This is a genomic window from Mycobacterium sp. KBS0706 (assembly GCF_005938675.2).
GTDB lineage: Bacteria > Pseudomonadota > Alphaproteobacteria > DSM-16000 > Inquilinaceae > Inquilinus.
Window position 1 is genome coordinate 1 of sequence record NZ_VCCH02000035.1, and the last position, 16,658, is coordinate 16,658.

The 16,658-nt window shown below is 70.5% G+C and carries 20 protein-coding genes; 10 read left to right on the forward strand and 10 right to left on the reverse strand.

Annotated features, from left to right (window positions below; genetic code table 11):
- Together FFK22_RS43080 and FFK22_RS19545 are read left to right on the forward strand one after the other, a co-directional pair.
- Positions 1–211 (forward strand): hypothetical protein (locus FFK22_RS43080; protein ID WP_221938707.1); only part of this gene is annotated, 211 nt, incomplete at its 5' end.
- Between the two features lie 71 nt (positions 212–282).
- Positions 283–1,320, forward strand: coding sequence for a histone deacetylase family protein (locus tag FFK22_RS19545; protein ID WP_138889610.1), 1,038 nt, complete (start codon positions 283–285; stop codon positions 1,318–1,320).
- A 9-nt stretch (positions 1,321–1,329) separates the two neighbouring features.
- On the opposite strand, the gene FFK22_RS19550 is transcribed toward FFK22_RS19545, so the two are convergent.
- The gene (locus FFK22_RS19550) at positions 1,330–3,006 is read right to left on the reverse strand and encodes a sensor histidine kinase (RefSeq protein WP_138889609.1); all 1,677 of its coding nucleotides are present in this window, start codon (positions 3,004–3,006) and stop codon (positions 1,330–1,332) included.
- Positions 3,007–3,299: 293 nt separating this feature from the next.
- Here FFK22_RS19550 and FFK22_RS19555 point away from each other — a divergent pair, with 293 nt between their 5' ends.
- From FFK22_RS19555 to FFK22_RS19575, 5 genes are all read left to right on the forward strand, one after another.
- Complete coding sequence (locus FFK22_RS19555) at positions 3,300–3,548, forward strand: hypothetical protein (protein ID WP_221938708.1); 249 nt, start codon at positions 3,300–3,302, stop codon at positions 3,546–3,548.
- 140 nt (positions 3,549–3,688) lie between these two features.
- A complete protein-coding gene (locus tag FFK22_RS19560; RefSeq protein WP_138889608.1) occupies positions 3,689–4,012 on the forward strand; it encodes a YqjD family protein in 324 nt (107 codons plus the stop codon).
- A gap of 7 nt (positions 4,013–4,019) precedes the next feature.
- Positions 4,020–4,469 carry a hypothetical protein gene (locus tag FFK22_RS19565; RefSeq protein ID WP_138889607.1) on the forward strand — a complete coding sequence of 150 codons (450 nt, stop codon included), beginning with the start codon at positions 4,020–4,022 and terminating at the stop codon, positions 4,467–4,469.
- A gap of 135 nt (positions 4,470–4,604) precedes the next feature.
- Positions 4,605–5,222: a phospholipid-binding protein MlaC gene (locus FFK22_RS19570; protein WP_221938709.1), complete on the forward strand. Its 618-nt coding sequence runs from the start codon at positions 4,605–4,607 to the stop codon at positions 5,220–5,222.
- Positions 5,223–5,253: 31 nt separating this feature from the next.
- Entirely contained in the window at positions 5,254–6,402 is a 1,149-nt protein-coding gene (locus FFK22_RS19575) for an adenylate/guanylate cyclase domain-containing protein (protein ID WP_138889606.1), read from the forward strand.
- 139 nt (positions 6,403–6,541) lie between these two features.
- On the opposite strand, the gene FFK22_RS19580 is transcribed toward FFK22_RS19575, so the two are convergent.
- Positions 6,542–7,714, reverse strand: coding sequence for a M20 aminoacylase family protein (locus tag FFK22_RS19580; protein ID WP_138889605.1), 1,173 nt, complete (start codon positions 7,712–7,714; stop codon positions 6,542–6,544).
- 188 nt (positions 7,715–7,902) lie between these two features.
- Here FFK22_RS19580 and clpS point away from each other — a divergent pair, with 188 nt between their 5' ends.
- Positions 7,903–8,211 carry an ATP-dependent Clp protease adapter ClpS gene (clpS, locus tag FFK22_RS19585; RefSeq protein ID WP_138889604.1) on the forward strand — a complete coding sequence of 103 codons (309 nt, stop codon included), beginning with the start codon at positions 7,903–7,905 and terminating at the stop codon, positions 8,209–8,211.
- Positions 8,212–8,219: 8 nt separating this feature from the next.
- Here the strand turns inward: clpS and FFK22_RS19590 are convergent, their stop codons facing one another.
- Positions 8,220–9,143 carry a ribokinase gene (locus tag FFK22_RS19590; protein WP_138889603.1) on the reverse strand — a complete coding sequence of 308 codons (924 nt, stop codon included), beginning with the start codon at positions 9,141–9,143 and terminating at the stop codon, positions 8,220–8,222.
- A 171-nt stretch (positions 9,144–9,314) separates the two neighbouring features.
- Here FFK22_RS19590 and FFK22_RS19595 point away from each other — a divergent pair, with 171 nt between their 5' ends.
- Complete coding sequence (locus FFK22_RS19595; protein ID WP_221938710.1) at positions 9,315–10,520, forward strand: M20 aminoacylase family protein; 1,206 nt, start codon at positions 9,315–9,317, stop codon at positions 10,518–10,520.
- A gap of 1 nt (position 10,521) precedes the next feature.
- Here the strand turns inward: FFK22_RS19595 and FFK22_RS19600 are convergent, their stop codons facing one another.
- The 3 genes from FFK22_RS19600 to FFK22_RS19610 form a co-directional block, all read right to left on the reverse strand.
- Positions 10,522–11,094 (reverse strand): hypothetical protein, encoded by a 573-nt coding sequence (locus FFK22_RS19600; RefSeq protein ID WP_138889602.1) that lies wholly within the window; start codon positions 11,092–11,094, stop codon positions 10,522–10,524.
- Positions 11,095–11,171: 77 nt separating this feature from the next.
- Positions 11,172–11,792, reverse strand: a complete 621-nt coding sequence (locus tag FFK22_RS19605) for a TetR/AcrR family transcriptional regulator (RefSeq protein WP_138889601.1) — start codon at positions 11,790–11,792, stop codon at positions 11,172–11,174.
- Between the two features lie 142 nt (positions 11,793–11,934).
- On the reverse strand, positions 11,935–12,429 hold the full coding sequence (locus FFK22_RS19610) for a VOC family protein (protein ID WP_186002549.1): 495 nt from the start codon (positions 12,427–12,429) through the stop codon (positions 11,935–11,937).
- Between the two features lie 221 nt (positions 12,430–12,650).
- Here FFK22_RS19610 and hemA point away from each other — a divergent pair, with 221 nt between their 5' ends.
- On the forward strand, positions 12,651–13,871 hold the full coding sequence (gene hemA / locus FFK22_RS19615) for a 5-aminolevulinate synthase (protein WP_138889600.1): 1,221 nt from the start codon (positions 12,651–12,653) through the stop codon (positions 13,869–13,871).
- 100 nt (positions 13,872–13,971) lie between these two features.
- On the opposite strand, the gene FFK22_RS19620 is transcribed toward hemA, so the two are convergent.
- The 4 genes from FFK22_RS19620 to FFK22_RS19635 all read right to left on the reverse strand — a co-directional run bounded on the left by FFK22_RS19620 (position 13,972) and on the right by FFK22_RS19635 (position 16,656).
- Positions 13,972–15,375 (reverse strand): DHA2 family efflux MFS transporter permease subunit, encoded by a 1,404-nt coding sequence (locus FFK22_RS19620; protein WP_221938711.1) that lies wholly within the window; start codon positions 15,373–15,375, stop codon positions 13,972–13,974.
- Positions 15,376–15,499: 124 nt separating this feature from the next.
- Positions 15,500–15,901: a type II toxin-antitoxin system VapC family toxin gene (locus FFK22_RS19625; protein WP_138889598.1), complete on the reverse strand. Its 402-nt coding sequence runs from the start codon at positions 15,899–15,901 to the stop codon at positions 15,500–15,502.
- Positions 15,902–15,904: 3 nt separating this feature from the next.
- Complete coding sequence (locus tag FFK22_RS19630) at positions 15,905–16,150, reverse strand: antitoxin (RefSeq protein WP_138889597.1); 246 nt, start codon at positions 16,148–16,150, stop codon at positions 15,905–15,907.
- Between the two features lie 50 nt (positions 16,151–16,200).
- On the reverse strand, positions 16,201–16,656 hold the full coding sequence (locus FFK22_RS19635; RefSeq protein WP_138889596.1) for a potassium channel family protein: 456 nt from the start codon (positions 16,654–16,656) through the stop codon (positions 16,201–16,203).
- Positions 16,657–16,658 lie beyond the last annotated feature (2 nt).

A 16,658-nucleotide genomic window follows, 5' to 3' on the forward strand; every position in this document is an offset into this window, starting at 1 on the left:
CGTCGACGACGAGAACGAGGTGACCGAGGTCGGGCTGGCGCTGGAGCCGAGCCGCGGCGCCCAGCCGAAGCTGCCGGTGTTCCAGAACCTGTCGGAGATCGCCGCCTGGATCCGCGGCTGGCTGCGGCAGCGCCGCGCCCGGCGGACGGCACCGCCGGCCCCGGAGCCGCCCGCCCCGCCCCCGACCGAAGCCGCAGGCCGGCCGGAGTAGGGCGTTCCCCGTTCCGGCGCCGCGCCGCATCCGCTATCGTCGGCGGCGACAGGGACCGAGCGGGGGACGCGATGCTGACGATCTATTCCGAGGACCACCGGCTGCAGCACGGCAAGGTCGAGCTGACCGGCGGCCGGTTCATCCCGGTGGTGGAGAAGCCGGAGCGGGCCGAGACCATCCTGGCGCAGATCAAGGCCGTCGGCCTGGGCGAGGTGCGGGCGCCGGAGCGCTTCGGCACCGACCCGATCGCCCGGGTGCACGCTCCCCACTTCATCCGCTTCCTGGAGACCGCCTGGGACGATTGGACGGCCGAGCATGGCGAGATCGACGCGCTGCCGACCAACTGGGCGGTGCGCAACATGCGCCAGGTCGTGCCCTCCTCGATCGACGGCCGGCTCGGCTACTACGCCAGCGACTGCGGCACGCCGATCACCGCCGGCACCTGGCGCGCGGCGCTGAGCTCGGTCGACGTCGCCCTGACCGGGGCGAAGCTGGTGGCGCGCGACGGCAGGCCGGTGTTCTCGCTGTGCCGGCCGCCGGGGCACCACGCCTCGACCGACGTCTATTGCGGCTACTGCTTCTTCAACAACGCCGCGGTGGCGGCGCAGTGGTTCCGCGACAACGGCGCCGCCCGCGTGGCGGTACTGGACATCGACTACCACCACGGCAACGGCACGCAGGAGATCTTCTACGGCCGCGACGACGTGCTGTTCGTGTCGCTGCATGCCGACCCGAATGTCGAATACCCCTATTATCTCGGCTATGCCGAAGAGCGCGGCGCGGGCGTCGGGGAGGGGTTCAACCTCAACCTGCCGATGCCGTTCGGCACCATCTGGGACCGCTATCGCGAGGCGCTGGACGCCGCCCTGGCGCGGATCCGCGACTACGGCGCGGATGCGGTGGTGCTGTCCTTCGGCGCCGACACCTTCCAGGAGGACCCGATCTCGCAGTTCAAGCTGACCAGCGACGATTTCAGCCGCATGGGCGAGATCCTGGGCCGCGGCCTTGGCGTGCCGACCCTGACGGTGATGGAGGGCGGCTACGCCGTCGACGCGCTGGGTGTCAACGTCTCCAACCTGCTGCAGGCGCTGGAGGGGAGCGCAGGCTGATCCCCGCCCTCACGCCTCCGGGTCGCGCGGGGCCGGGATGTCGATGGTGAAGCGGGTGCCGGCGGGCCCGCTGTCGATGTCGATGGCGGCGTCGAGCTGGCGCACCTGGGCTTGCAGCACCACCATGCCGAGGCCGGTGCCATTCGCCGGCATCTTGCCTTCTGGCAGGCCGACGCCGTTGTCGGCCACTTCCAGGCGCCAGCCGTCGTCCCGCGGCTGGAACCGGATCTCCACCCTGCCCTCGCGGCGGTCGGGGAAAGCGTATTTCACGGCATTGGTGACCAGCTCGTTGACGATCAGCCCGAGCGGCACGATCCGCGACGGCGGCAGCTCGGCCGGCGCCGTCTCGATCGCGATCGAGACGCCGCCATTCTCGGGCAGCAGCGCGCGGGACAGGTCATCGCACAGCCCGGTCAGGTACTCCTTCACCTCGACCCGGTCGACCGCAGCATTGGCGTAGAGCCGGCGGTGGACGATGGCCAGCGCCTGGATCCGGTCGTTCGCCTCGGCCAGGGCGTGCTTAGCCTCTGGGTTCTGCGCCCGGCGCGCCTGCAGCCCGAACAGGCTGGACAGAAGCTGGAAGCTGTTCATGACCCGGTGGTTGATCTCGCGCAGCAGCAGGTCCTTCTGCTTCAGGTTCTCCTCGATCTTCTCGGCCATGGCGTCGAAGGCGGTGGCCAGGCGGCCGAACTCGTCGCGGCTGTGGCGCAGCCGGACGCGGGCGTCGAGCCGGCCGCGCTGCCAGTCGCGGGCGGCGGCCAGCAGCCGATCGATCGGCCGCAGCAGGAACAGCCGGCCGCCGATGCCGGCGGCGGCGAGCGAGACCAGCAGGCCGGCGAGGATCAGGGCGACGCCGCGCCGCGTCGCCGCGTCGATGGTGGCGAAGGCCGCGGCCCGGTCGATGCCGACCAGGACGAACAGGTCCAGCTCCTCCGACCGCATCGGCACGTAGCCGTAGATCCGCATGGTGTCGTCGATCGCGCCGCTGGTGATCGAGCCGGCCTGCTGCGACGCCAGGAGGTCGAGGAACTTGTTCGGCAGCTGCTTGCCGACCCAGGGCCCATCCGGCCCGGGCAGGCGCGTCATCACCACCCCGGCGCGATCGGCGATCATGATCACCGCATTGCGCGATTCGGTGTCGACGGTGATCGCCTTGGCCATGGCGTCGACGCTGATCGCCGCCACCACAGCGCCCTGGAAGGTGTCCCCGTCGAAGATCGGGTAGGCGACGTGCAGCACCTTCACGCCGACCGCGTCGGTGGTGGCGAAGCCGCCGACGGCGAAGCCGCGGATCTCCCGCGCACGCTGGAAGAAGCCCTGATGACCGACCGAGACCGAGATCGCCGCGGTGAGATTGGCGCCGCACAGCAGGTTGCCGTCGGCATCGACCACGGCGATGGCGTTCAGGCTGGCCACCTCCGATCGCAGCTCGTCCACCACCTCGGTGCAGCGCCCGCCCTGGCCCTCGCGGATCGCCGGCACCCGAGCCATCGCGGCCAGCAGCTGGCGGACCCCGTCGACGATGCGGAACTGCGCCCCGGCGGCGACATTGGCCAGGCGGATCGCATCGTCCTGGATCTCGTTGGTGCGGGCGATCCGCAACGCATATTCGTTGTAGCCCTGCAGCGCGATGCCCGGCGCGACGGCAAGGGCGACCAGCAGGAACAGGCGCGACAGCAGATTCATCGCGGCGGCAGCCGGCGGCGGTGGCAAGCGACGCCGGCTCGGTTCCTCGACCTCATATCCTGCCCCGACGTCATCGGCCCCATCCCGGGCCCCATCCTGGAATGGGCCCCGCACGATTCCAACCCGCAACTGCGGCGCCGAGAGGGTACGACAGCCTGCGGGCCGCCTTTTACGACAACAGCCTTGGAAAAGCCATCACCAGGCCGCTAATTGGTCACCACTGGCCGTGGGAACAAACTGCTGGACGGCCCGTTTTTTTACGGTGAAGTGCTCGGCTGCGACCGGCGCTTGAAATGGAGACGAAGACGATGTTGAAACCCACCATGATCGTGCTCGCGGCCGCGCTGGCCCTTGCGGCGTGCGGTCGTGATACGGGCGGCCGGGCCTTGTCCGGCGGCCTGATCGGCGCCGGCGCCGGCGCCGGCATCTCGGCCATCACCGGCGGCAACGCCGCCACGGGCGCGCTGATCGGCGGCGCCGTGGGCGCGGTCGGTGGCGCGGCGACGAGCTGCCGGACCATCAATCTCGGCGGCCGCTGCTGATTGCCGGGCTGACGGACGAAACGAGGCGCCGCAGTTCCCGGCGCCTCGTTTGACGTTATATCGATCGGGGACAGAGTCGCCTCTGTCCCCGTTTGCTTTTGTGGCGTCCGCCAACGCAACCATTGGAGCGAGGAACAGACATGGCCACGCGGAACCTGGACCAGGAGCTCGACACGCTGCGCGCCGATCTCGGCAAGATCCGCGACGACATCGCCGCGCTGACCCGCACCCTTAGCGACACCGCCGCCGCCGAGGCCAAGGCCGGTGGCGCCCGGCTGAACCGGGCGGCCCATGACGCGGCGCAGACCGCCAAGGAGCGGGCGCAGCACTTCGCCGATAGCGCGCGGGCGCAGGGCGAGGAAGGGATCGCCGCGCTGGAGCAGCGGATCGAGCAGAACCCCTTCACCAGCGTCCTCGTCGCCTTCGGCGTCGGCCTCGTGATCGGCAAGCTGCTGGACCGCTGAGGCGGGGGTGAAAACCGATCTCGGCGTCGCCCTGCTGGGCGCCCTCGCCGCCCGACAGCGCCTCCGGCTCGGCCAGGCGCTGAGACGGGCCTGCATCGCCGCGGCGCTGTTCCTGGTTGCCCTCGCCCTGGCGGTGATCGCCCTGGTGCTGCTGGCCTGGTCCGGCTTCTACCTGCTGCTGCCGCAGCTCGGCCCCGCCGGCGCCGCGCTGGTGGTCGGGCTGGTGGTGCTCGGCCTCGCCGCCATCGTCGCCTTGATCGGTGTCCTGGCCGGCCGCCGGCCACGCCGCCGGCCCGCTGCAGCCCCGGCCTCGGCCGCCGGAGCCGGGCTGGAGGGCGTCGCCGCCGGTCTCGGCCTGTCCGCCGCCAAGGCGGCGCCGAAGCTGGCCCTGGCGGCGCTGGTGGCTGGCATCGCGGTCGGCGCCCTGCCGCTGCTGGGGCGCCGCAAGCGGGATTGACCGCCGGGACAGCTTGCCCCATGACCGCCGCTGCGTTTCGTCTATAATCCCGCCTCCCGCCGCCGTTGGGGGCCTTGGTCCCGGCCAGGGAAGGCGGCGGGGGTCGGGGTATCCCAGAACAACAAAGGTCGAGACATGATCAACAGACGGACGGTGCTGACCGCGGGCGCCATGGCGACGGCTTCGCTGCTGCTGGCGGGGCTGACGCGACCGGCCTCGGCCCAGGCCGATGGAGCCGCGACCTTCATCGACGACATGGCCAAGCGGGCGATCGGCATCCTCCAGGCCGGCGGCGCCGCAACGGCGCAGGGCAAGGCCGAGTTCACCCGGATCCTGAACCAGGGCTTCGACCTGCCGACGATCGGCCGCTTCGTGCTGGGCCGCTACTGGAACAGCGCCACGCCGCAGCAGCAGCAGGAATATATGGACCTGTTCGAGCGGATGATCGTCGAGACCTATTCCCGGCGGTTCCAGAACTACCAGGGCGAGACCCTGGTGGTGAAGGGCACCCGCGCGGTCGGCAACGGCAACGACACCCTGGTCGCGACCGAGATCCGGCAGAAGGACGGGCCGCCGATCCAAGTCGACTGGCGGGTGCGCCAGGCCGGCGGCGGCTACAAGGTGGTCGACGTCATCGTCGCCCGGGTCAGCATGAGCGTGACCCAGCGCGACGAGTTCGCCTCGGTGATCGCCCAGAACGGCGGCAACATCGACGGGCTGCTGCAGGCGATGCGCCGGCAGGCCGGCGGCTGATCCGCCGGAACCCCTGAACGGGGACGATCCCATGGCGGTGGCGGAGGACGGCAGGGATGTCGCGGACTGGCTGGTGGCCGAAGGCCGGCTGCTGACCAACCCGGTGGCGCTGGTCGACGCCTTCTGCCGCCGCCTGATCGCCGCCGGCGTGCCGCTGCAGCGGGTGCGGATCGGCCAGAGCATCACCCATCCGCTGCTGAGCGCCTGGGGCGTGGTCTGGACCCCGGACAAGGGCGGCGAGAGCTACGTCATCGACCGCAAGGTGCTGGCCACCGCCACCTTCGTCGGCAGTCCGTTCGAGGCGGTGATCCGCAGCCGCGAGCCGCTGCGCCGCCGCCTGGCCGGGCTAGGGCCTGACGATCACGCCGTGTTTCACGAGTTGGCCGAAGCCGGCGGCACCGACTATGTCGCCGTGCCGATCGTCTACGGCAACGACACCGTGCAGGTGGCGAGCTTCGTCACCGACCGGCCCGGCGGCTTCGGCGACGACGAGGCGGCGCTGCTGGAGTGGCTGCGCCACCCGCTGGCGGCGGCGATGGAGCCGACCGCCATGCGCCGCTCCGCCGCCAGCCTGCTGCGCACCTATCTCGGAATCGGCCCGGCCGACCGGGTGGCGGAGGGCGCGATCCGCCGCGGCGACGTGGTCGCGGTCGAGGCGGCGATCCTGTTCGTTGACATGCGCGGCTTCACCGCCCTGTCCGAACGCCTGAGCTCGGCCGCCGTGCTGGCGGTGCTGGACCGCTATTTCGAGACCGTGGCCCAAGCCATCGTCGACCGCGGCGGCGACGTGCTGAAGTTCATGGGCGACGGCGTGCTGGCGATCTTTCCGGTCGAGCAGGCCGGCGGCGCCGCTGCGGCCTGCGACGCCGCCGTCGGCGCGGTGCGGGCGATCCGCCAGGGCTTGGCCGCCGGACCAGATCCCGTGGCCTTCGCCGCGGCGCTGCATCTCGGCCCGGTGCTGTACGGCAATATCGGCAGCCCCGACCGGCTGGACTTCACCGTGCTGGGGCCGGCGGTCAACCTGACCAGCCGGCTGGAAGGCCTGGCCAAGCAGCTCGACCGGCCGAGCGTGTGCTCCGAGCCGTTCCGGCAGGCCTGGGCCGGGGTCGCCGAGCCGCTCGGCGCCCACCCGATCCGCGGCCTGGCCGACCCGCAGCCGGTGTTCGCGATCGAGGCGTGAGTTCCCGCACGAGCCAGCCCCATCATCCTCCCCCTCCCGCAAGGGGAGGGGAGGATAAAAGGGATAAGCCGGCTCAAACGACGATGCTGTGAAGAGGCCTTGCAAGCGGGAGAGGCCACGCAAAGCGCCGGAAGCGCGATTACCCCGCCTTCAGCTGGCTCTCGACCAGGCCGGCCAGCAGCGAGGCGCCGAGCGGCAGGACCTCGTCGTTGAAGTCGTAATGCGGGTTGTGGATCATCGCCCCCGAGGCGCCGCCGGCCTGGCCGAGGAACAGATAGGCCCCCGGCCGGGCGTTCAGCAGATAGGCAAAGTCCTCGCCGCCCAGCGACGGCTCGACGTCACGCTGGACATTGCCCGCGCCGACCACCGTCTCCGCCACCCGCGCCGCGGTCTCGGCCTGCTCGGCATGGTTCACCGTCGCCGGGTAGCCGTACTGGTAGTCGATGTCGATCGACACATCGAAGGCGGCGGCGATGCCGTCGACGATGCGCCGGATGCCGGCGACCATCATCTCCTGCACCTCGGGCCGGAAGGTCCGCACCGTGCCGTTCAGATAGGCCTCGTCCGGGATCACATTGTGGGTGCTGCCGGTGTGGATCTGGGTGATCGACAGCACCGCCGCATCCATCGGGTTGGCGTTGCGGCTGACCAGGGTCTGCAGCGCGCCAACCAGCTGGGCCGCGATCACCACCGGGTCCTTCGCCGCCTGCGGGATCGCGGCATGGCCGCCGACGCCGCGGATCCGGATCTCGAACATGTCGGCGGCCGCCATCATCGGGCCGGGCCGCACGCCGACCGTGCCGGCCGGCATCAGCGGCCAGTTGTGCAGGCCGTAGACCTCGTCGCAGGGGAAGCGGTCGAACAGCCCCTCCTTGACCATGACGTCGCCGCCGCCGCCGCCCTCCTCCGCCGGCTGGAAGATGAAGTGCACGGTGCCGTCGAAGTTCCGCGTCTCCGCCAGATACTGGGCGGCGCCGAGCAGCATGGTGGTGTGGCCGTCATGGCCGCAGGCATGCATCTTGCCGGGCACGGTGGATTTGTGGGCGAAGTCGTTGACCTCGTCCATCGGCAGGCAGTCCATGTCGGCGCGCAGGCCGATGGTGCGGCCGCCGTCGGTCCGTCCCTTGAGCACGCCGATCACCCCGGTCTTGGCCAGGCCGCGATGCACCTCGATGCCCCAGGAAGCCAGCTTCTCCGCCACGATGGCCGAGGTCCGCACCTCCTCGAAGCCGAGCTCCGGATGGGCGTGGAGGTCGCGCCGCCAGGCGGTCATCTCCTCCTTGCGGGCGGCGATCGAATTGATGACGGGCATCGGTCGGTCTCGTCTTGCGCTGGCTGGAAACCCAGATACTGGTCCGTCCGCGCCGCCGGGGCAACCCGGCGCGGTGGCGCAGGCGCCATTCGCGCGGCAACCGGCCGCTGCCCGGGCGATGGACGGGCAGCGCCGGGCGTGACAAGCTGCGGCCGTTTTTCCGCTGCGGCGCCAGCCAGGAGCAGCCGATGAGCGACACCACGAGCAAGCCCCGCATCGACACCCGGCCGAAGACCCAGCGGCCGCGGCTGCACAAGGTCATCCTGCTGAACGACGACTACACGCCGCGCGAATTCGTGGTCGTGGTGCTGAAGGGCGAGTTCCGGATGAGCGAAGACCAGGCCTATCGGGTGATGATGACCGCGCATCGGCGCGGCGTCTGCGTCATCGCGGTCTATCCCAAGGAGATCGCCGAGACCAAGGCGACGCGGGCGACCGAGGCCGCCCGCAAGCTGGGCTATCCGCTGCTGTTCACCACCGAGCCGGAAGAGACGTAGGCCGGCTGCTATCCGATCGGCGTGGTCGGGCCGAGCCGCGGCAGGGCGGCGTCGATCGCCGCGGCGGTCGGCATGCTTTCCTGCGCGCCGAGGGCGAGGCAGGCCAGGGCAGCGCCGGTCGAGGCCCGGCGCAGCGCCTGGTCGAGCGGCAGCCCGGCATCGAGCCCGGCGGCCAGCACGCCGGTGAAGGTGTCGCCGGCGCCGGTGGTGTCGACCGGCTGGATCGGCAGCGCCGGCACGGCGAAGTCGGCGCCCGGACCAACGGCAATCGCGCCCGCGCCGCCGAGGGTGACGACGCAGGTGAGGTTCATCCGGCCGCTGAGCGCCTGGGCCGCGGCCCGCGGGCTGGACGTCTCGAGGCCGAGCCCGCCGGCGATCGCCAGCGCCTCATGCTCGTTCACCACCAGGAGGTCGAGGTCGCGCAGCGCCGCCTCGGGCACGGGAGCGGCCGGGGCGACGTTGAGGATGGCGCGGCAGCCACGGGCCCGGGCGCGCTGCAGCAATTCCCAGTTCTGCTCCGGCGGCAGCTCCATCTGCAGGATCAGCAGGGTGTCGGGCGTCAGCCGGTCGTCCGGCACCTGGTCGGCCCGAACGCCGAGATTGGCGCCGCTGCCGACGGCGATGAAGTTCTCCGCCTTGGCGTCGACGCAGATATAGGCGACGCCAGTCGGCCGGTCGCTGGTGGCGAGAAGGGCGGTGTCGATGCCCTCCTTGGCCAGGGTCGCGCGCATCACTTGGCCGAAGCCGTCATCGCCGACCGCGCCGGCCATCGCCACCCGCGCCCCGGCCCGCGCCGCCGCCACAGCCTGGTTCGACCCCTTGCCGCCCGGCTTGGTGACGTAGCCATCGCACAGCACGGTCTCTCCGGGCCGCGGCAGCGCCGTCACCGCCATCACCAAATCCATGTTGATCGAGCCGAAATCCAGGATCACGCGGCATTCCCCCCGATGAAGCGGGCCTCCCCGACGAAGGGCGCGATCCTGGCGCGGCGCGGGCCGGAACGCAACCGATGTGCGCGGAGCCTGTCCGGCACCCCTGGGCGCAGGATGAAAAACCTGCAAATGTCCTACCTACCCGAAATGACACAACCGGAAGGGACGACCGTGACCGCCGAGCCGAAGGACATCCTGGCCGAGATCAAGGGCTATGAGGACGAGCTGATCGCCATCCGCCGCGACATCCATGCCCATCCGGAGACCGGCTTCGAGGAGGTGCGCACCGCCGCCCTAGTGGCGAAGACGCTGCGCGGCTGGGGCATCGAGACGCATGAGGGCATCGCCAGGACCGGCGTGGTCGGCACGCTGAAGGGCACCCGGCCCGGCAACCGGGCGGTGGCGCTGCGCGCCGACATGGACGCGCTGTTCATCGAGGAGAAGACCGGCCTGCCCTATGCCTCGACCGTGCCCGGCAAGATGCATGCCTGCGGCCATGACGGCCACACCGCCATGCTGCTGGGCGCCGCCCGCTACCTGTCGGAGAACCGCGACTTCCCCGGCACCGTGCATTTCATCTTCCAGCCGGCGGAGGAAGGCCAGGGCGGCGGCCGGCTGATGGTCGAGGAAGGGCTGTTCGACCGGTTCCCGGCCGACGCCGTCTACGGCATGCACAACAACCCCGGCCGCGCGGTCGGCGAATTCGGCCTGCGTCCCGGCCCGATGCTGGCGGCCGCCGACACCTGGACCGTCACCTTCGGCGGCACCGGCGGCCATGGCGGCTCCGCCCCGCATCTGGCGACCGATCCGACCGTGGTGCTGGCGCATTTCATCCTGGCGGCCCAGGCCATCGTGGGCCGCAACATCCCGTCGGTCGAGCCGGCGGTGATCAGCGTCGGCCACATCTCCGGCGGCTCCGCCGGCTCGCCCAACATCATCCCGCCCGAGGTGGTGGTCAGCGGCACGGCCCGCAGCTATTCCCCCAAGGTGCGCGACACCATCGAGCGCCGGCTGCGCGAGACCGCCGAGGGGCTGGCGGCGACCTATGGCTGCACCGCCGCGGTGCATTACGACCGCCGCTACCCGCCTCTGATCAACCACCCGGAGCAGACCGACATCGCCGCCGGCGTCGCGTCGCGGATCGTCGGCGCCGACAAGGTGGCGACCAACATCGCCCCGATCACCGGGGCCGAGGACTTCTCCTTCATGCTGGAGAAGAGGCCCGGCGCCTTCATCATGATCGGCAACGGCGTCAACCCGGACGGCAGCTACCACTACGTCCACACGCCGCATTACGACTTCAACGACGCGATCCTGGCCCTCGGCTCGACCTACTGGGTCACGCTGGTGGGGCAGGAGTTGGGGGTGGAGGAGTAGCCTAGGTCAGCACCGTCCCGTCCGGCGCCAGCCGGACGGTGAAGGGGTCGGCGATCTCGCCGGCGATGCTGAGATGCGACACCCAGCCGCTGACCTCGATCGAGCCGTCGGGCAGGGTGCGGGCGGCGGCCGGGACGATGGCGCCGTCCGGCGCGGGCGGCACCAGGTCGGCGCCGCTGCGCAGCACCTCGCCGGCCAGCACGATCTCCTCGACCCAGCGCACCGCGATCGCCTCGCGCGTCGCCTCGTCCGCCGCGGCCCAGCCGGTGTCGGGCAGCAGCAGCGGCGCCAGGTCGTCCGGCGTCACCGCCGGCTGCCAGACGCCGTCGATGGCGACGCCGCGCCAGGACGGCACCGCATCCGGCGCGACATCGCCGATGAAGGTGACCCGGCCGAAGCTGTCGGGCCGGTAGAAATAGAGCGGGGCCAGGGCGGTGTCGTCATTGGCCGCGCGGGACGAGCCGAGATAGGCGGCCAGGGCGTCGTCATAGGGTGGCCGCTCCGTCGCCACGGCGAGGTCGGCCTGGCCCAGGCTCAGGAGAACCGACACGCCCCAATAGCGGAACTTCGCCATCTGTTTCCTCCGTCGGTGCCCCTTCGTCCTCCGAAGTAAGCAGCAAATGCGGCGAAACAAGGGTTCGGAATGTGAACTTAACGTGTTGTATAGGCGCGCAAAAACACCGCGACGGCCCGTTCGGCGATGCCGCGCAGCTCCGCCGGCTCCGGCGCCGGCTCGACCCCGAACAGGTGACGCTGCCGCCGGCCGCCCTGCAGCAGCCCGATCAGATCCTCCGCCGCTGCTGCGGCATCGTCGGAGCGGAGCGCGCCCGCCTCCATCCTGTTGCGCAGGAACGCCGCCAGCGTCGTGCGGACATGGCCCGGGCCGGCGTCGTAGAAGATCCGCGCCAGATCCGGAAATGCGCCGGCCTGGGCGATCATCAGCCGCTGCACGCCGAGGATCTCGGGATCGAAGATCCGGCGCAGCAGGTCCTCGCCGAAGGCGGTGAGCTCGGTCGCCAGGTCGCCCGCCGGGTCGAGCACCCGCAGGCTTTGCTGCTTGTAGCGGTCGAACAGGGCGTGGAACAGGCCCTCCTTGCTGCCGAAATGACTGTACAGGGTCTGCTTGGCGACGCCGGCCTCGGCCGCCACCCGGTCCATGCTGGCGGCGTAGCCCTCGGCCATGAAGACCTTGACCCCGGCGTCGAGGATCGCCTCGCGCTTCTTCCGGCCGCGCGGCGTCATCGCCACCCGGGCCACGTCCTGCACCGTCATCGAACCAGACCCGTCGCTGCGCCCCACGCCTTGGGATCATGCCGCCGAACCCGGCGGGCGCAAAGCCCGCCGGGCACACTCTTCGTCGCATGAACGGGTCGGGTTTCCCCAACAGGGAATGGCTACGCCCGTAGTGACGCGCTCAGGCGTCGCCGTGGTAGGCCCGCTCGATGGCGGCGATATCGATCTTGGTCATCTGCAGCATCGCCTGGAACGCGCGGGCCGCCTTCGCCGGGTCGGAATCGTGGGTCCGCTCGAGCAGGATCTTCGGCGTGATCTGCCAGGACAAACCGTACCGGTCCTGCAGCCAGCCGCACTGGTTGTGCTTGCCGCCGCCTTCGACCAGGCGGTCCCAGTACCGGTCGACCTCCTCCTGGGTCTCGCAGAGCACGACAAAGGAGACCGCCCAGGAGAACCTGAAATCCCCGCCGCCGTTGATGGCGGTGAAATCCTGGCCCTCGAGCTGGAAGCCGACGGTCAGGGGGGTGCCGTTCGGCCCCGACATGGTGTCGCCGTTGCGCAGCACGGAGGTGATCCGCGAATTGTCGAAGACCGAGACATAGAACTCGGCCGCTTCCTCGGCCTTGCCGTCGAGGAACCACAGGAACGGCGAGATCTTCTGCGTGAGCTGGGCCAAGACGGCCTCCTTCGTTGACGATGATCCTAGGACGGGTGGGCCGGGCACATCCCGACAGGGGCCGTGAATTTATCCGCCTCGTGCGGCGGATCGCCGCCGAACCCGCCGCAGGCCTCGCTTGCCGGCATGGTTCGACTATGGTGCCATTTCACGCGACGGCAACAGATGCGCTACACTTTCCGCAGACGGGTTCCGGCCCGTGGCACGGCGAGATGGTGGGAATGGACTACGAGACCATATTCCGGACGGCGATCGACACCCTGAAGGCCGAGGGCCGCTACCGCATCTTCGCCGAGCTCGAGCGCCATGCCGGTGCCTTCCCGCGCGCCGCCCATCACGGGCTCGACGGCGCGCCGGACGTCACCGTCTGGTGCTCGAACGACTATCTCGGCATGGGCCAACACCCGGCGGTGCTGGCGGCGATGCATGAGGCGCTGGACCGCTGCGGCGCCGGCGCCGGCGGCACCCGCAACATCTCCGGCACCCATATCTACCACCGGGCGCTGGAGGCCGAGCTGGCCGACCTGCACGGCAAGGAGGCGGCGCTTCTCTTCACCTCCGGCTTCGTCTCGAACGACGCCTCGCTGTCGACCCTGGCCAAGCTGATCCCCGGCTGCGTGATCTTCTCCGACGCGCTGAACCACGCCTCGATGATCGCCGGCATCCGCCATTCCGGCTGCGAGAAGCGGATCTTCCGCCACAACGACCCGGCCGACCTGGACCGGCTGATGTCGGAATACCCGGCGAACCGGCCTAAGCTGGTGGCGTTCGAGAGCGTCTATTCGATGGATGGCGACATCTCGCCGATCGCCGAGATCTGCGACGTCGCCGACAAGCACGGCGCCATGACCTATCTCGACGAGGTCCACGCCGTCGGCATGTATGGGCCGCGCGGCGGCGGCATCGCCGAGCGCGACGGGCTGACCCGCCGGCTGACCGTGATCGAGGGCACGCTGGGCAAGGCCTTCGGCGTGATGGGCGGCTATGTCGCCGGCTCCGCCATGCTGGTCGACGCGCTGCGCAGCCATGCCCCGGGTTTCATCTTCACCACCTCGCTGCCGCCGGTGGTGGCCGCCGGGGCGCTGGCCGCGATCCGCCACCTCAAGGGCAGCGGCGCCGAGCGCGAGCGGCACCAGGAGCGGGCGGCGACGCTGAAGCGCCTGCTGCGCGCCGCGGGCCTGCCGGTGATGCCGTCGGTCAGCCACATCGTGCCGGTCTTCGTCGGCGACGCCCGGCTGTGCAAGGCGGCCAGCGACCTGCTCTTGGACCGGCACCGGATCTACGTCCAGCCGATCAACTTCCCGACCGTGCCGCGCGGCGCGGAGCGGCTGCGCATCACCCCGACGCCGCTGCATGACGACCTGCAGATGGCGCGGCTGGTCGAAGCCCTGCGCGATGTCTGGTCGACGCTCTCGATCCCCGTCGCCGCCGCGGCAGCCTGACCTGCCGCGCAAGCCGCCCGCGCCGCCCCCGGCGCGGGACCGCCGGCCGGTGAAGGCGCCGGCGACGCCCCGCGGAAAGCCGCCGCCGAAGCGACCGTAGTCAGCGCGGCCGGCGCTCGTGCTTGCTGACCTGCACCCCGTCCTCCGGCCGCAGATACAGGAAGCCGGGGATCGACAGCAGCGGGATCACCGCCAGCAGCAGGAACGCCTCGTGGAAGCGCTCCGGCGCCAGTACATGGGTCTCGAAGCTGACCAGGCCGAGCAGCATCGCGGCGACCGAGACGCCGAAGCTGACGCTGAGCTGCTGCAGCACCCCGCCCAGGCTGGTGGCGCGGCTGAGCCGCTCGCCCGGCATGTCGGCATAGGACAGGGTGTTCGAGGTCATGAACTGCATCGACCGCAGCAGGCCGAAAAAGAAGATGTAGCCCAGCAAGACCCAATGCGGCGTGTCCGGCTCCATCAGAGCGAAGCCGGCGATGGCGGCGGAGCCGAGCGCGGCGCTGATGATCAGCACGCGGTCGAAGCCGAGATGGCGCAGCATCGGCGACAGCAGTGGCCGGATCAGCAGCGCGCCCAGGCTGCTGACGAAGGTCAGCGACCCCGACACCACCGGGCTGAAGCCGAAGCCGACCTGGAGCATCAGCGGCAGCAGGAACGGCACGCCGTTCAGCCCGACCCGGCACAGCCCGCCCGCCAGGGTGCCGACCCAGAAGGAGCGCAGCCGGAACAGCGTCATGTCGACCGCCGGATTCGCCCGCCCCCGGGCATAGCGGCCGAAGGCCAGCAGCAGCAGGACGGCCACGGCCAGCACCGCCGCGATCGCCAGGGCCGGGATGGTCGGGCGGCCGATATTCTCCAGCCCGTATTGCAGCAGGGCGACGCCGAGCCCGACCATGACGAAGCCCGGATAGTCGAAGGGCGTCACCGTCTCGCCCTTCACATCCTCGAAGTAGCGCAGCGCCGCCAGGATGCCGACGCAGCCGAAGGGCACGTTGACGTAGAAGATCCAGCGCCAGGACGTGTAGGTGGTGAGGACGCCGCCCAGCAGCGGCCCGATCACCGGCCCCAGGATCGCCGGCAGGGTCATGTAGGTCATGGCCGTGACCAGCTGCGCGCGCGGGAAGCTGCGCAGCAGGATCAGCCGGCCGACCGGCGTCATCATGGCGCCGCCCAGCCCCTGCAGCACGCGCATCGCCAGCAGCATGCCGAAGCTGTCGGCCATGCCGCACAGCGCCGAGCCGAGGGTGAAGATGCCGAGCGCCAGGGCGAAGATCCGGCGGGCGCCGAACCGGTCGGCGAACCAGCCGCTGACCGGGATGAACACGGCCAGGGTCAGCACATAGGTCGTCACCGCCAGATTCAGCCGCAGCGGCGTGGTGCCCAGGCTGGCGGCCATGTCCGGAATGGCGGTGGTGATGATGGTGGAGTCGAGCTGCTCCATCAGGAAGGCGACGGCGACGATCATCGGGATGATCACGCGCAGCCGCGGATCCCGCTCCGTCACGAATTGGGGCTGGTCAGGGACTCGGTCCGATGCCGTCATATGTCGGGTTTAGACCCGCGGCCGGCCGCTTGCACCCGGCCTCCCTGCGCCACAGGGTTGCGGCGGCGGCATGCGCTTGGCCGGGTCAGGCCTTCGCCCAGTTCTCCACTGTCAGGCCGGGATAGACGTTGAAATCGGCCTCGTTGTTGGTGACCAGGATCACTCCGAGACTGAGGGCGTGGGCCGCGATCAGGCGGTCCAGCGCATCGCGGCGCCGATCTTTGACGGCGGCGGCCAGCACGCCGTAGCGGATCGCCGCATCCGGGTCGAAGGGCTGGGCCGGGATGAAGTCGAGCAGCCGGTCCAGCGCCTGCTCGGCCTGGGGCTTCGCCGATGGGTTGCGTTCGACCCCGTGGCGCAGCTCGGCCAGCGTCACCACCGACATCACCACATCGCCCTGGGATAGCGCGGCGAAGCGACTCAACACCTGCGGCGGACGGCGCTGGATCAGGTGGATGCAGATGCTGGTGTCGAGCATGTAGCGCATGGCTCAGGCGCCGCCACCCCAATCCCTCTCCTTCTGCTCATGATGCTCCCGACCTTCGGCCATGAAGCCCGGCGGGAAGGACGCGAAGACCTGCGCCACCCCGGCCAGCGAACGGGAGGCCACCGGCCGGATGACCAGGCTGTCGCCCCGGCGTTCGATCTCGACATCCTGCGCCGCATCGGCGAAGGCCAGCTCCTTGGGAATGCGCACGGCCAGGGAGTTGCCGCTTCGGAACAGCCGGGTCAGCATCGCTCGCCTCCGTCTCGTATATACCGTATATACGAAGTGGCGATCCGAATTCAATGCCGACCAGATCCGCTCTCCCCGTGCTCCCGGATATGCCGGGAGATCGCCATCAGCGTGTCGAAGATCACCGCGGTGGACCAGCCGGCCAGCAGGATGCCGTTCAGCGTCGTCATCGGGCCCAGCAGGCGCCAGCGGGGAGCCGGCACCACGTCGCCATAGCCGAGCGTGGTGTAGTTGACGAAGGCGAAGTAGAAGCCGTCGCCCGGTGCCCGCCACTCGATGACGCCGAGCGCGCCATAGACCAGCGCCCAGATCCCGATCTCAGCCAGATGAGCCAGCATCAGCACCGCCACGGTCGCGATCATGGCGGGGACCAGGATTCGGGCCGGCGCCTGTTGGTGCGCCGCCAGCGCCCAGCGGCGCGGCGCGCGCATCGCCTGCATCGCCACGGCGTGCACGGCGATGTTGACCAGGCTGACCGCCAGCCCGACCAGAAGCTGCTCCAGCATCA